At 72.2% G+C, this 12,788-nt stretch carries 13 protein-coding genes; 5 read left to right on the plus strand and 8 right to left on the minus strand.

The window, feature by feature from the left end; translation table 11 throughout:
• Positions 1-10: 10 nt before the first annotated feature.
• The 4 genes from menC to EDD29_RS36555 all read right to left on the minus strand — a co-directional run bounded on the left by menC (position 11) and on the right by EDD29_RS36555 (position 4,429).
• Positions 11-1,123, minus strand: coding sequence for an o-succinylbenzoate synthase (menC, locus tag EDD29_RS36540; protein WP_123668774.1), 1,113 nt, complete (start codon positions 1,121-1,123; stop codon positions 11-13).
• The gene (locus EDD29_RS36545; protein WP_123668775.1) at positions 1,110-1,892 is read right to left on the minus strand and encodes a GNAT family N-acetyltransferase; all 783 of its coding nucleotides are present in this window, start codon (positions 1,890-1,892) and stop codon (positions 1,110-1,112) included. Before EDD29_RS36545 ends, menC begins: the two co-directional genes overlap by 14 nt.
• Positions 1,893-2,001: 109 nt before the next feature.
• Positions 2,002-3,084 (minus strand): M20 family metallopeptidase, encoded by a 1,083-nt coding sequence (locus EDD29_RS36550; RefSeq protein WP_246053191.1) that lies wholly within the window; start codon positions 3,082-3,084, stop codon positions 2,002-2,004.
• Positions 3,074-4,429: a serine hydrolase domain-containing protein gene (locus tag EDD29_RS36555; RefSeq protein ID WP_123668776.1), complete on the minus strand. Its 1,356-nt coding sequence runs from the start codon at positions 4,427-4,429 to the stop codon at positions 3,074-3,076. The genes EDD29_RS36550 and EDD29_RS36555 overlap by 11 nt, the downstream gene beginning before the upstream one ends.
• A 149-nt stretch (positions 4,430-4,578) precedes the next feature.
• Between EDD29_RS36555 and EDD29_RS36560 the strand changes: the two genes are divergently transcribed.
• Positions 4,579-6,108 (plus strand): N-acyl-D-amino-acid deacylase family protein, encoded by a 1,530-nt coding sequence (locus tag EDD29_RS36560; RefSeq protein WP_123668777.1) that lies wholly within the window; start codon positions 4,579-4,581, stop codon positions 6,106-6,108.
• 455 nt (positions 6,109-6,563) lie between these two features.
• Here EDD29_RS36560 and EDD29_RS36565 read toward each other — a convergent pair whose 3' ends face one another.
• Together EDD29_RS36565 and EDD29_RS45970 are read right to left on the minus strand one after the other, a co-directional pair.
• Positions 6,564-6,995, minus strand: coding sequence for an N-6 DNA methylase (locus EDD29_RS36565; protein ID WP_281280978.1), 432 nt, complete (start codon positions 6,993-6,995; stop codon positions 6,564-6,566).
• Between the two features lie 167 nt (positions 6,996-7,162).
• Positions 7,163-7,357, minus strand: a complete 195-nt coding sequence (locus EDD29_RS45970; RefSeq protein WP_170201724.1) for a hypothetical protein — start codon at positions 7,355-7,357, stop codon at positions 7,163-7,165.
• A gap of 59 nt (positions 7,358-7,416) precedes the next feature.
• Here EDD29_RS45970 and EDD29_RS45975 point away from each other — a divergent pair, with 59 nt between their 5' ends.
• The 3 genes from EDD29_RS45975 to EDD29_RS36575 all read left to right on the plus strand — a co-directional run bounded on the left by EDD29_RS45975 (position 7,417) and on the right by EDD29_RS36575 (position 8,702).
• Positions 7,417-7,566 carry a hypothetical protein gene (locus EDD29_RS45975; protein ID WP_170201725.1) on the plus strand — a complete coding sequence of 50 codons (150 nt, stop codon included), beginning with the start codon at positions 7,417-7,419 and terminating at the stop codon, positions 7,564-7,566.
• Complete coding sequence (locus EDD29_RS45980) at positions 7,563-7,871, plus strand: ATP-binding protein (protein ID WP_170201726.1); 309 nt, start codon at positions 7,563-7,565, stop codon at positions 7,869-7,871. The genes EDD29_RS45975 and EDD29_RS45980 overlap by 4 nt, the downstream gene beginning before the upstream one ends.
• Positions 7,872-8,027: 156 nt before the next feature.
• The gene (locus tag EDD29_RS36575; protein ID WP_123668778.1) at positions 8,028-8,702 is read left to right on the plus strand and encodes a uracil-DNA glycosylase; all 675 of its coding nucleotides are present in this window, start codon (positions 8,028-8,030) and stop codon (positions 8,700-8,702) included.
• Between the two features lie 29 nt (positions 8,703-8,731).
• On the opposite strand, the gene EDD29_RS36580 is transcribed toward EDD29_RS36575, so the two are convergent.
• Together EDD29_RS36580 and EDD29_RS36585 are read right to left on the minus strand one after the other, a co-directional pair.
• Positions 8,732-10,177: a WS/DGAT/MGAT family O-acyltransferase gene (locus EDD29_RS36580; RefSeq protein ID WP_123668779.1), complete on the minus strand. Its 1,446-nt coding sequence runs from the start codon at positions 10,175-10,177 to the stop codon at positions 8,732-8,734.
• A gap of 208 nt (positions 10,178-10,385) precedes the next feature.
• Positions 10,386-11,162: an iron-containing redox enzyme family protein gene (locus EDD29_RS36585; protein WP_211360124.1), complete on the minus strand. Its 777-nt coding sequence runs from the start codon at positions 11,160-11,162 to the stop codon at positions 10,386-10,388.
• A gap of 151 nt (positions 11,163-11,313) precedes the next feature.
• Between EDD29_RS36585 and EDD29_RS45985 the strand changes: the two genes are divergently transcribed.
• Positions 11,314-12,717: an NAD(P)/FAD-dependent oxidoreductase gene (locus EDD29_RS45985; RefSeq protein WP_170201727.1), complete on the plus strand. Its 1,404-nt coding sequence runs from the start codon at positions 11,314-11,316 to the stop codon at positions 12,715-12,717.
• Positions 12,718-12,788: the final 71 nt, after the last annotated feature.

The following is a 12,788-nucleotide window of genomic DNA, read 5'->3' on the forward strand; positions in this document are numbered from 1 at the left end:
GGACCCGCGCTCAGCGGGCCGGGCCGGCCGGTAGGAACTCGGTCCGGACGGTCAGGGCCCGCAGCACCGCCTCGTCGGGGGCGACGCCGATGCCGGGGCCCGTCGGGACGAGCAAAGCGCCGTCTTCCAGGACGAACGGCTCAGTGACGTCGGTGGCGAAGTATCGGGAGGAAGCGGAAGTGTCGCCGGGGAGGGTGAAGTTCGGCAATGCGGCCAGGGCGACGTTGGCGGCCCGGCCGATCCCCGTCTCCAGCATGCCCCCGCACCAGACCGGGACGCCGTGCGCGGCGCACACGTCGTGGACGCGCCGGGCCTCGAGGAAGCCGCCGACCCGTCCCGGCTTGATGTTCACCACCGAGGTCGCGCCCCGGACTATCGCGTCCGCGGCGATCGCGGCGGAGGTGATGGACTCGTCGAGGCAGATCGGGGTGGCCACCAGGCGGGCGAGCGCGGCGTGCCCGGCGATGTCGTCCTCGGGCAGGGGCTGCTCGATGAGGAGCAGGTCGAACGGGTCGAGCCGCGCGAGGTGCCTGGCGTCCGCGAGGGTGTACGCGGTGTTGGCGTCCACCTGGAGTGGGAGGTCGGGGTGGCGTTCGCGGACCGCGCGGACCGGCGCGACGTCCCAGCCCGGCTCGATCTTGAGCTTGATCCGCCGGTACCCCTCCGCCACGTACCCGTCGACGGCGTCGAGCAGCTCCGGGACCGAGTCCATGATCCCGACCGACACCCCGGACGGGACGGCGGGGCGGACCGCGCCGAGGAACTCGCCGAACGAGGTGTCGCGGGCGCGCAGCCAGACGTCGAGGAGCGCCGCCCCGACGGCGGCCTTGGCCATCGGGTGGCCGTGCACCGGCCGGAACGCCTCCTCGGCCTTCCAGGGGTCGGCGCCGCGCCCGAGCCGCGGCAGCAGGAAGTCGCGGATGACCTGGGCCGCGCCCTCCACGTACTCGGCGGAGTAGACGGGCTCGTCCATGGCCACGCACTCGCCCCACCCTTCGCCGTCGCCGGTGACCGCGCGCACCAGCAGCACCCGGCGCGCGGTCTCGGTGCCGAACGAGGTGCGGAACGGGGAGACGAGCGGGATGTCTATCCAGCGCAGCTCCAGGCCCTCAAGCTCGGTCATCCTTCTCCTCCAGCACATAGAACCCGTCACGGGTGATCCCGGTGATCCGGGCGCCCGCCGCGAGCGCCCCGGCGAGCGCGGCCCGCACCGCGTACCGCGCCGTGAGCGCCCGCCCCCCGTCCTCTTCCCGCAGCCTTTCGACGTCCGGCGGCACCGCCACGAGAAGGACCCCCGAGCGAGCGTCTCCTGGTTCCGGGTCGTCCGCCCCCGGCCTCAGAAGCACCCGTGCCCCCGCGTCCTCAAGGCCCGACCTGTCCGGCACCGCCAAGGGCACGGCGTCCAAAGCCCAACGCACGAACAGCCGATCCGAAGGCACCCCGTCATTGAGCCGGTCCCGCATCGCCCCGTAGAAGTCCGGAAGGTACTCCACCGGAAGCGCCCCGAGAACATGCATGTTGAAGTGCGCGTTACGCCGTACCAAGGGGTCGAACGTCCAAACGATCCCGCCGAGCCCGCGGGCCCGCGCCCAGTCCCGCTGATGCAGTTTCAACGCCCGCCCGAGGCCCAGCCCGTGCGCGTCCGGCCGGACCGCGGTCGCATGCGAGTGCAGCATCCCGTCGGCGGTCAGGAACCCGAACGAGATCCCGAGGAGTTCCCCCGCGCGATACGCCCCCGCCACATGGTTGCCGGAATGCGCGAGAGCCGTCAGCAGCCCCGGTTCGGTGAGGGACTGCCCCCACACCTGGGCCATCAGCTCGGTCGCGGCCCGGTGCTCGGCGGGGTCGTGCGTCTCGCGCACCTCGATCCCGCTCGCGTCGATCTCGCTCACGGGACAAGCCTGCCCGCCGCCCGGCCCGCGCTCATCGTCGGCGGAGCCAACCGGAGGTCGGTTTTTGGTGCGATCAGCCAAGCCTCCGGAGCCTGTCCGGCATGTCGGATCAGCACAGCCGCCGCAGCAGTTCGGCGAGCAGCGCCGCCCGGTCCGGCATCGCGCGGAGGTCCACCCACTCCTCCTCGGCGTGCGCCCCGCCGCCGACCGCGCCGAGCCCGTCGAGGGTCGGCACGCCCAGCGCGGCGGTGAGGTTGCCGTCCGAGCCGCCGCCGACGGACGCCTCGCGCAGCGCGGCCAGCCCGAGTTCCTCGGCGGCGCGCGCCGCCTGCTGGAACAGGCCGAACGACGCCGAGCGCTGGAGCGGTCCACGGCGCGGACCTTCGCGCACCTCGATGCGCGCGCCCGGCAGGACGGCACGGCGCGCGTGCATCCAGCGGTCGACCCTCTCGAGTTCGGCGGCGTCGTAGGCGCGCACGTCCACCGCGAGCGTCGCGCTCGCCGGCACGGTGTTCACGGTCGTGCCCGCCGAGCAGACCGACGGGGTGACGGTCGTGCCGCGCGCGGGCGCGGTGAGCGCGGCGATCGCGCGGATCTGGTGGGCCAGCTCCAGCGCGGCGTTCACCCCGCGCTCGGGGTCGAGGCCGGTGTGCGCGGCCCTGCCGTAGATGCGCAGCTCGTACCGGGCGAGGCCCTTGCGTGAGGTCTTGAGCGCTCCGTCCGCGCTCGGCTCGGCGACCAGCACCGCGCGGGCGTCCCGGGCCGTCGCCTCGATCAGCTCACGCGACGTCCGCGATCCGGTCTCCTCGTCCGAGGTGACGAGCACGCCGACCCCGGCCCGCGCCGGGACCGCGGCGAGCGCGTGGAAGAGCTGGACGAGCCCCGCCTTCATGTCGAAGCAGCCGGGCCCCGTCGCACGGGTCCCGGCGACCTCGAACGGGCGCCGCGCGAGCGTCCCGACGGGCCAGACCGTGTCGTAGTGGCCGAGCAGCAGCAGCTCGGGCCGCTCGGGGCCCCACCGCAGATGCTCGCCGTGCTCGGCGGGCGCGGCGCCGATCAGCCGCTCGCCCAGCTCCGCGACGACCGCGCGGCAGCCGGCGAGCGCGGCGGCGTCCCCGCTGGGCGACTCCGCCGAGACCAGCGCGGCGAGGTCGGCGGTCATCGCCGAGCGGTCGAACGCCTCAGCCGGCACTGCGGCCCGTCCCGTCCGCCGGCTTCGTCCGGGGGTTCGTCCGCGCGCTGTAGTGGACGTGCGGGGACCCGTCGGGCAGTCGGTGGAAGACGAAGGGCACCTTGGCGGGATTCCCCTCCGCGGTGCCGACGAACGTCACCTCGTCGACAGGGCTGAGTGCCAGCTCCAGCGGTTCGGCGAGGTCGGCGAGCGCGGGGGTCGTCACCTCGATCCGCGCGTGCAGGCCGCGCGGCCCCTCGGTGATCGTGGTAATGACGTGCCTGCGCTCGTACAGGCCGGTGTAGTCGGCCGGGTCGAACGCGACGGGCCCGGCCGACGGCTCGGGCGTCTCCCGCACGGCGATCCCGGCGACCTCCGCGAAGATCTCGCGGGCCAGATCGGCGGCCAGGGCGCCGTCGTTTCCTCCGTTGCTGAGGAGGGCGACCACGAGGTCGGCGTCCGGCACCACCCACAGGGACGCGTTCTGCCCGATCGTGCTGCCCGAGTGCCACAGCACGGGGTGGCCGTCCCAGGTGTCGAGGATCCAGCCGAGGCCCCAGTGCGTGCCGAGGCCGTGCGGGTTGGGCACCTCGATCTGCGGGGCGCGCATGGCCGTCAGGGAGGCTTCGGTGAGCAGGCCAGGGGCGAGGTGGGCCGCGCCGAACGCGACGGTGTCGGCGGCGGTCGCGCAGATCAGCCCGGCCGGCCCGATCGAGCGCATCAGCCCCCACACCGGGGTCGGCCGCAGCTTCTCGCCCTTGCCGAGGTGCCCTACCGCCGCGCGGCGCAGCAGCGCCTCCTCCGGGAGGGTGCAGACGCCGTCGAGGCCGAGGGGATCCAGGACCATCTCGCGCAGTGCCCTGTCCCAGACCCCGCCCGTCGCCTTCTCGATGATCCGGCCGAGCACGCTGTAGGCGGCGTTCACATACGACTGGGTGGCGCCGGGCGGGTGCAGCTGGGTCAGCTCGGCGCAGGCCGCGACGTACTTCTCCAGGCAGTCGTCGCCGCGCCCGGTGTCGAGGAACAGATCGCCGTCGATGCCGGACGTGTGGCTGAGCAGCTGCCGGATCGTCGCCTCCACCGAGACGACGGGATCGGCGACGGCGAACTCCGGGAGCGCGTCCCGCACGGGCGCGTCGAGATCGAGGTCGCCGCGCTCGGCGAGCAGCATGACCTGGGTCGCCGTCCACACCTTGGTGACCGAGCCGATCTGGAACACCGCCCCGGGCGTCACCGGCACGTTCGTCGCGGTGCTCAGCACCCCCGTGGCGTGCTCGGCGGTCACGCCGCGATGCCGCAGCGCCAGCGACGCCCCGGGCACCCCGTGCGCGGCGGCGAGTTCCGCGAGCCGTCCACCCCAGTCCACCGGGGACTCCTCACTGCCTTCGGGAGGGAACTGACGCAACCTAGCGCGGGAGGACGTCGGGGCTCATCAGAGATGTTCACAATCCTCGCGTAAGGATTTGTCATCTCTGCTCGCGCGCCTCGAACCGCAGATCTCTACAGTGGTCGGCCATGCACGATCTCGTTCTGCGCGGCGGTGAGGTCCACGACGGGCTGGGCTCGCCCGGCGTCCGGGCGGACGTGGCGGTCTCGGGGGGCCGGATCGCCGCGATCGGGGGCTCGGTCGGGCCCGCTCGCCGGGTCCTGGACGTCGCGGGGCTGGTGGTCGCGCCGGGGTTCGTCGATCCGCACTGCCACTCCGACCTGGTGCCGGTGCTGCCGGGGCCGCAACCGTTCAAGCTGCTCCAGGGCGTGACGACCGAGGTGAACGGCAACTGCGGCTTCTCGTTCGCCCCCGTGCGGGAGCGCGACGTCGAGGTGATGTCGGGGTACGCGGGCGCGCCCGTCACCGCGGGGACCTTCGCCGAACACCTCGCGGCGATGGAGGCGGCCGGGCCGACCAACCACATGGCGACGCTCGTCGGACACTCGACGCTGCGGATGGCGGTCGCCGGCTGGGAGCCCGAGGTCTCGGAGGCCGCGCTCGCCGAGATGTGCGCGCTGGCCGCCGAGGCGTTCGAGGCGGGGGCCTGCGGGCTGTCCAGCGGGCTCATCTATCCGCCCGGATCCTTCGGGGACACCGACGAGCTCGTCGCGCTCGCGAAGGTCGCGCACAGATACGGGCGGCCGTATACGACGCACCTGCGCGACGAAGGCGCGGGCCTGTCCGACGCGTTGGACGAGGCCATAGAGATCTCCCGCAGGGCACGCGTCGCCCTTCAGGTGTCGCACTGCAAGACCGCAGGGCCGCGCAACCACGGCAGGGCGGGGATGATCCTGGACAGACTGCGCAGCGCCCGAGCGGAGGGCCTCGACGTCCGGGGGGACGTGTACCCGTACCTCGCGGGCGGCACCACCTTGTCGGCGCTGCTTCCCCCGTCGGTCTTGGCGGGCGGGATCGAGGCGCTGCGCGACCGGCTGGCGGGCGATCCGTCGGCGTTGCGGGCCGCCGCCGAGGACCCCGCCCCGATCCGCGGCACCGGCCTCTGGCGCGACACGACCCCCGCGGGCGTCCTCATCACCGGCCACACCGACCAGACCGTCGTCGGCAAGACCCTCGCCGACCTCCCCGGCGACCCTTTCGCGACGGCCTGCGCCCTCATCGCCGCCGACCCGGCCGCCACCATGGTCATCACCATGATGGCCGAACCCGACGTCCGCCGGCTGCTGGCCGACCCCCTCCTGGGCATCGGCTCCGACAACGGCATGCCCGTAGGCCTGGAGCACCCCAGAACCTGGGGCTGCTTCCCCCACTTCCTGGGCGCCTACGTCCGCGACGCCGCCCTCCTCCCCCTCCCCGAAGCCATCCGCAAGATCACCTCAGCCAACGCCCGCCCCTTCGCCCTGCGCGACCGAGGCCTCCTCACCCCGGGCGCCTACGCCGACATCACCTGCTTCGACCCCGCCACCGTCTCCCACCCCGGCACCTACACCGCCCCCTCCCTCCCCCCGACCGGCATCCCCTACGTCCTCCTGGAAGGCGACCCCGTCATCACCGAGGGCACCTTCACCGGCACCCGCAAAGGCCGCATCCTCCGCTGACCCGCGTCGGGTATCGGCACCGGCAAGAGGTCGGTTCTCGCGGGTCCGGACAGGCGTGATCCGCACCTCGCCGAATCGCCGGCCCGCCGGCGTCCTCAACGACGGCTCCCCGGGCATCGTCCGGCTGCACCCGTCGATCACGGCGAGCTCTTCCGCATCCGTGATCGTGAATCCCTGGAAGACCAGATCACCGGTCTCGTCCACGACTACAGCAGGGCTCCCACCCACCTTCGACTCGTCGTCCTTCCCGATGAAGCGTCGAGCCACAGCCGCCGCCCTCTCCTCGAACGTGCGCGAACTTGCGCACCGTTGGATCCGACCCGCCCCGCAGCACCGAACCGCCCAGGTCCACGTGCGTCCATGACGAACCAGCAGGCCGCCTTCAGACGAGCAAGCCCCGGCCTCGGATCATCCGAGGTCGAGCTTTCCACCCGTAGGTTCGGGCAGGACCCATCTCACCGATCATCAACGCGCATCGAGGAGCCGGTCCCGGCATCAGCCTTTGCGGTCTTCGAGGCTTCGGCGATAGCGGTGAACTCGGGCCGCAGGAGGCTGTCGGCGTCCTCCAGGCGCGGGTCCTTGAGCCAGGTGATGTCGAGGTTCGCCTTGTCCCGCGCGACCAGCTCGTCGTAGGTGAACGCCTTGAAGCGTTCGGTCTCGACGCGGTTCTCGCGCGGTTCGCCGGGGCGGTAGCCCTCGGCGATGTCGTCCAGGTGCTCGCGCGTCATCCGGTCCTGCTTCAGGGTGAAGCGCTGCCCGGTGCGGAAGTCGTAGACCCAGAGCTTCGTCGTCCACGGCACGTCGGGCCGGGCCGGCCTCTTGTCGAGGAACAGGACGTTCGCCTTCACACCGCCCGCGTAGAAGATGCCCGCCGGGAGCCGGAGCAACGGTGCGCGGCGGAGCGGCCCGGCCCGGAATCCCGAGCATTGCTCGCCCGCCCGTCATCGGCGACGACCGAGATGGACGACTTGCGCCCGAACGGCGGGTCGGCCGGCACCACGCTGGGGAAGCGGGAGGCAGGCTTGGCGAGCGCGTCCCGACCTCGATCAGCGATTCACCGTTCGGGCACCGGCACACCGGCGGCGGCCAGCGCTCCGAACCGCGCGTGCTGCGTCTCCTTGCCCCTGACCGATGTCCGGGTGACGCGCAGCAGCAGCCTGGCCAGGATCTCGGTGAAACGGCGCGCCTTGCCGAGGGAAGCGTCCGTATCGCTGAGGACGTACGCCTCGGCGGAGGCGCCGTCCGGCACGAGCAGCGGCTCGTGCCTCAGACCTCGTGAATCCGGCGGCCGGGTGTCCGGTGCTGCGCGTGGATCGGCCGCTGTCTCCTCGGGACAAGCTCCGGGTGACCGCCGTGGAGCGGGTCGACGGGTGGGTGTTCGCGTGGGGCGGGAAGTGGGCCGCGGTTGGGCAGGTCGAGCGGGTGGCGGAGCACATCGCGCGGGTGGTGGCGGCGTGACGGGCGGGCGGGTCACGGCCTGCTTTCCCGGCCGGACCGATCAGGCCGGGGTGGCGCGGCGGTGGCTGGGCGGGTGGCTCGGGGAGGGGCGCCCCGCCGCGGACGACGCGGTGCTGCTGCTGTCGGAGACGTTCGCGAACGCGTGCCTGCACAGCCGGTCGGCGCTACCGGGAGGCGTCGTCGAGGTGGCCGTGACGCCGCACGGGGGGCTCCTCGAGATCGAGATCACCGATGACGGGGGCGGGGCCGCCGAGCTCGTACCGGGGCATGCCGAGGACGATGCCGAGAGCGGGCGGGGCCTTTGAGCTCGTGAGCCTGATCGCCAAGGAGTGGGCGTACCTGCATCTGCCCGATGGGCGGTTCCGGGTGCGTTTCGGCGTCGCGTTCTGAGCTCCCCGAAAGCCCATCAGCTCGGGCGAGTGGGGCGTCTCTGTCGGTCTGACTCGTTAGGGTGACGTCTCATGGCACGGCCGCTGAGTGAGATCGTCGAAGAGGGGTGGGCGAAGGCCCTGGCCCCCGTGGAGTCCGACGTCGCCGGGATGGGCGACTTTCTGCGGAATGAGCTGGCGCAGGGGCGGAAGTATCTGCCCGCGGGGGCGCATGTGCTGCGGGCGTTCCAGCAGCCGTTCGATGAGGTGAAGGTGCTCATTGTCGGGCAGGATCCGTATCCGACGCCGGGGCATGCGGTCGGGCTCAGTTTCTCCGTCGCGGCGGACGTGTGGCCGCTGCCGCCGAGCCTGATCAACATCTACACCGAGTACATGCAGGATCTCGGGCTGCCGGGGCCGGCCAACGGGGACCTCACGCCGTGGACCGGCCAGGGCGTGCTGCTGCTCAACCGGAGCCTCACCGTCCAGCCGCGCAAGCCCGCCGCGCACCGCGGGAAGGGCTGGGAGAAGGTGACCGAGCAGGCGATCCGGGCGCTGGCCGAACGGCGGAAGCCGCTGGTCGCGATCCTGTGGGGCCGCGACGCGCAGTCGCTCCAGCCGATGCTCTCCGACTACCCGTGCCTCGCCTCGGCCCACCCGAGCCCCATGTCGGCCGACCGCGGCTTCTTCGGCTCCCGCCCGTTCAGCCGCGCGAACGCCGCGCTGGCGCAGCAGGGGGCCGAGCCCGTGGACTGGCGGCTGCCCTGACGCAGCCGCCAGCCCGTTCCTGGACGCCGTCAGGCGTCGACGGTGACGCGGGTGAGCTTGAGGAGTTCGTTGAGCGAGTCGCGCAGGTAGTCGACCATGTTCCAGGCGTCCGGGACGAGGTCGGGGCAGGCGATGATCCCGATGTCGAGGTTGCCGTCGTAGGAGAAGACGGTGATGTTGACGCCGCCCGTCGCGTCGGTGATGACCGAGGCCGGGTAGTACGCCAGGACGCGGGCGCCGCGGGCGTACAGCGGCTGCTGCGGGCCCGGCACGTTGGAGATGAGCAGGTTGACCGGGTTCAGGGCCGGGGCCGCCTGCATGGCGAGCCGGGTCACCGTGGCGGCGACGGCGGGCGGCAGCAGGCCGCTCAGTTCCTCGAACCAGGAGTGCCCGGAGACCGCGAACCTGCGCTTGACGCCGCGCATCGCGCCGCGCACCGCGTAGAAGCGGTCCTCGGCGTCGGCGATGTGCACGGGCAGCGGGGCGAACATCGCGGACAGCGCGTTGCCGTCACTCCTGCCGTGCTTGCGCCGCAGCGAGACCGGGACGACCGCGATGAGCGGCTGGTCGGGCAGCGCGTCGTGGTCCAGCAGCCACTGCCGCAGCGCGCCGGTGCACATCGCCATCACCACGTCGTTCACCGAGACGCCCAGCGCCCGGCGGACCTTCTTGACGTCCTCCAGCGGGAGCGAGCCGAACGCGAAGGTCCGGTGCTGGGAGATCGGCGCGTTGAACGGGGTGCGCGGGGCCGCGCCGAAGTCGGCGGGCTGCGGGTTCTCCCGGCCGAGCGCCTTGCGCAGCGCGCTCGACATCTCCCGGACGCCCGGCAGGTGGCCGACGAGCGGGAACTGGTCGAGATAGGGCACGGTCCTGGCCAGCGCCTCGGCGGTGCGGACCGGGTGCAGCGCGACGCGGCGGGCGCTCTGGGTGAGCATCGGGACCAGGCCGGGCGGGGTCAGGCGCTCACCGGTGAAGGGAGGCGGGGTGTTTCCCTCGGGCGAGAGGTCGAGCAGCGCGGCGAGGGTCTCGGCCGCGAGCACCCCGTCGACGCACGCGTGGTGCACCTTGCAGTAGATGGCGGCGCGGCCGCCCTCCAGACCCTGGATCAGGTACAGCTCCCACAGCGGGCGGCGGCGGTCGAGGGGGCGCTCGTGGATCCGGGCGACCTCCAGGCCGAGCTGCCGGTCGTCGCCCGGGTAGGGCAGCGCCACCTCGTGCACGTGGCGCTCGGCGTCGAACGCCGGATCGTCCTCCCAATAAGGGAAGTCGAGGCCGAACGGGACCTGGACGAGCCTGCTGCGCAGCGGCCGGGCCAGATGGGCCCGTTCCCGCACCAGCTCGACCATGTCCGCCCGGGTGAGCTTGCCCCCCGGGCACAGTGTGGTGTCGATGATCCCGAGACCACCGATGTGCGCTCGGGTCCGGTCCCCCTCGATGTTGAGAAAACCGGCGTCCACCGCGGTCAGCTGGCTCATTACGTCACGTCCCCGTCCTCGTCGCCCTGAGCGCTTTCCCTACAGCTATGCCGTCAGGCCTGATCGGGTCAACCGAGGTCACAGATTAATAACCAGGTCTTAACTTGGGGGCGCAATAACAAATCGGCCTCATTCGGCCATAACCGTGCGTACCGGACTCCCCCGAGGGGGGCCGTCCGGTACGCACGGTCACGGCCTGAAGCGTCCGTCAACGCGCGCAGGCGTCGAACCCCCGCCGGAACAACTCCAGCGAGCGGCGGACGGCGTCCGTGACGGCGACGCGGTCGTCATCGTCGCGGACGGTGAGCTTGATGAGCTCCAGTGCCTCCCGCGGGTGCGCGTCATCGTACTCGGCGTGCTCGGCCAGCCACATCAGGCCGTACTTGTCGTCGCCGAGCCGCTCCCGGAAGGCCGGCATGACGAGCCGGGTCCATTCGCCCGTCGTGCCCTCGATGGCGTAGTTGACCGCGCCGAACGCCTCGGCGACGGAGCCGCGGTAGGCCACCGACCACAGGAACTCGTACAGCGAGGCGACCTCCGGACCGGGCCGGTGGGAGATGATCTCCTCCTCGGTGAGGCCCAGCGACACGCCCCAGTCGATGAACCACTGCGCGTGCAGGGCCTCGGTCCGGATGTTGCCGATGAGCCAGTCGCGGGCGAGCAGGTCTCCGTCGCGCTTGCCGTAGGTGGTGCGGCCGAGGTGGACCCCCATGTACTTGGGGAACGCCTCGACGACGCAGAAGAACTCCTTCACGATCGTCCGCCACGTCTCGTCGGAGACTCCGTCGGCGGCGGTGGCGGTGAAGACCGGGGAGGCGAGGACACCCTCCCAGTCGGGGCGCAGGTCGGCGATCATCCGCTCGACCCAGGCCGGGTGGGGCGTCTCGGACAGCTCCTTCTTCACGGTGCGGTGGTGCTGAGTGCGCGACGGCGGGCGCGTGCGCCCCTCGGTCCCCGCGGTGACGGTCATGGTGACTCCCTCCATGCCGTGGATCATGACCCAGTCCACTATTCTCTTTTGTCCCAGCAACTGTAAATACGAGATCTTTGTTACTTTATTTCTGGTTCGTCCTGAATGGACAAATTGGACAGGCAATCGGGTGGCGAGAGTGGCACAGAGCATCGAAAATCGCAGCATGGAGTCACGCGAACACGCCATCGTGGTCGGAGGAAGCATGGCGGGCCTGCTCGCCGCCCGCGTCCTCACCGACCACTTCGCGCAGGTCACCCTCTTGGAACGCGACACCTACCCGGAAGGTCCCGCCGACCGTCCGGGCGTCGCGCAAGGACGTCACCTGCACGTCCTGTGGAACCACGGCCTCGGCCTCCTGGAGGGTCTCTTCCCCGGGCTGGAACAGGAGTTCGTCGAGCGGGGCGTCCCCGACCTCCGGCTGCCCGCGGATCTCCTCTGGCTCACCTCCCAGGGCTGGCGCAAGAGGTTCGACGGCGTCAGCCGCCTGCTCACGTTCAGCCGCGGCATGCTCGACCACGCCGTCCGGGAACGGCTCTTCGCGCACGAGCGCCTCACCGTCCGCACCGGCGTGGAGGTCACCGAGCTGACCGCCTCGCGCGGCAACCGGGCGGTCACCGGGGTCCGCTGGCGCGAGCGCGGCGCGCACGCCATCGCCCAGCCCATGGACGCCGACCTCGTCGTCGACGCCACCGGACGCTCCTCCCGGGCGCCCGAGTGGCTGGCCAAACTCGGCCGACCCTTCCCCGACGAGACCCGTATCGACCCCCTTCTCGGCTACGCCTCCCGCCGCTTCGCCGTCCCCGAAGGCTTCGACGCCGACTGGCGGGCCCTCTACATCCAGGCGGGCGCCCCCCTCCACAAGCGCACGGGCGGCCTCTTCCCCCAGGAGGACGGCACCTGGATCTGCAGCCTCAGCGGCGCAGGCCGGGACTACCCCGCCACCACCGACGACGGGTTCCTCGGCTTCGCCCGCGGACTGCGCCATCCCGTCCTGTACGACGCGATCAAGGACGCCGAGCCGCTGACCCCGATCGTCTCCTACCGGCACACCGCGGGACATCGCAGGCACTACGAGCGGATGAAGGACTGGCCCGCCGGCTTCGCCGCCATCGGCGACTCCGTCTGCGCCTTCAACCCCATCTACGGCCAGGGCATGACCGTCGCGGCGCGCAGCGCCCTGGAACTCGGGCGGATGCTCGCCGAGGACCGCACCACCCGCTGGTACCAGCAGCGCGCCCACCGGGCCGGGTCCGGCGCCTGGCTGATCTCCACCGGCGAGGACCGCCGCTACACCGACACCCAGGGCCCGCCCGTCCGGGCGCACACCCGCGCGCTCAACGCCGCGGTGGACCACGCGGTGCGGGCCGCGAACGTCGACCCCGTCGTCTGCGGACGGCTCATCGACGCGCTCGGCCTCGGCGTCGAGCCGACGGCGCTGTTCCGGCCCGGGATGCTGCGCCGGATCCTCGGGTCCCGGAACGTCCCGCTGCCGGACGGGCCGCCCCCGGTGATCGCGAACCCGGAGGCACGCCGCCGGACGTCGCGGGCCGACGCCGAGGCCCGGTGATCCGGAAAGGGCACGGGAGCCGCCGCAAGGTGAGAGGCTGCAAAACTCGTCCCGGGGTTTTGTGGCCCTCG

This window comes from Actinocorallia herbida, from assembly GCF_003751225.1.
Taxonomy (GTDB): domain Bacteria; phylum Actinomycetota; class Actinomycetes; order Streptosporangiales; family Streptosporangiaceae; genus Actinocorallia; species Actinocorallia herbida.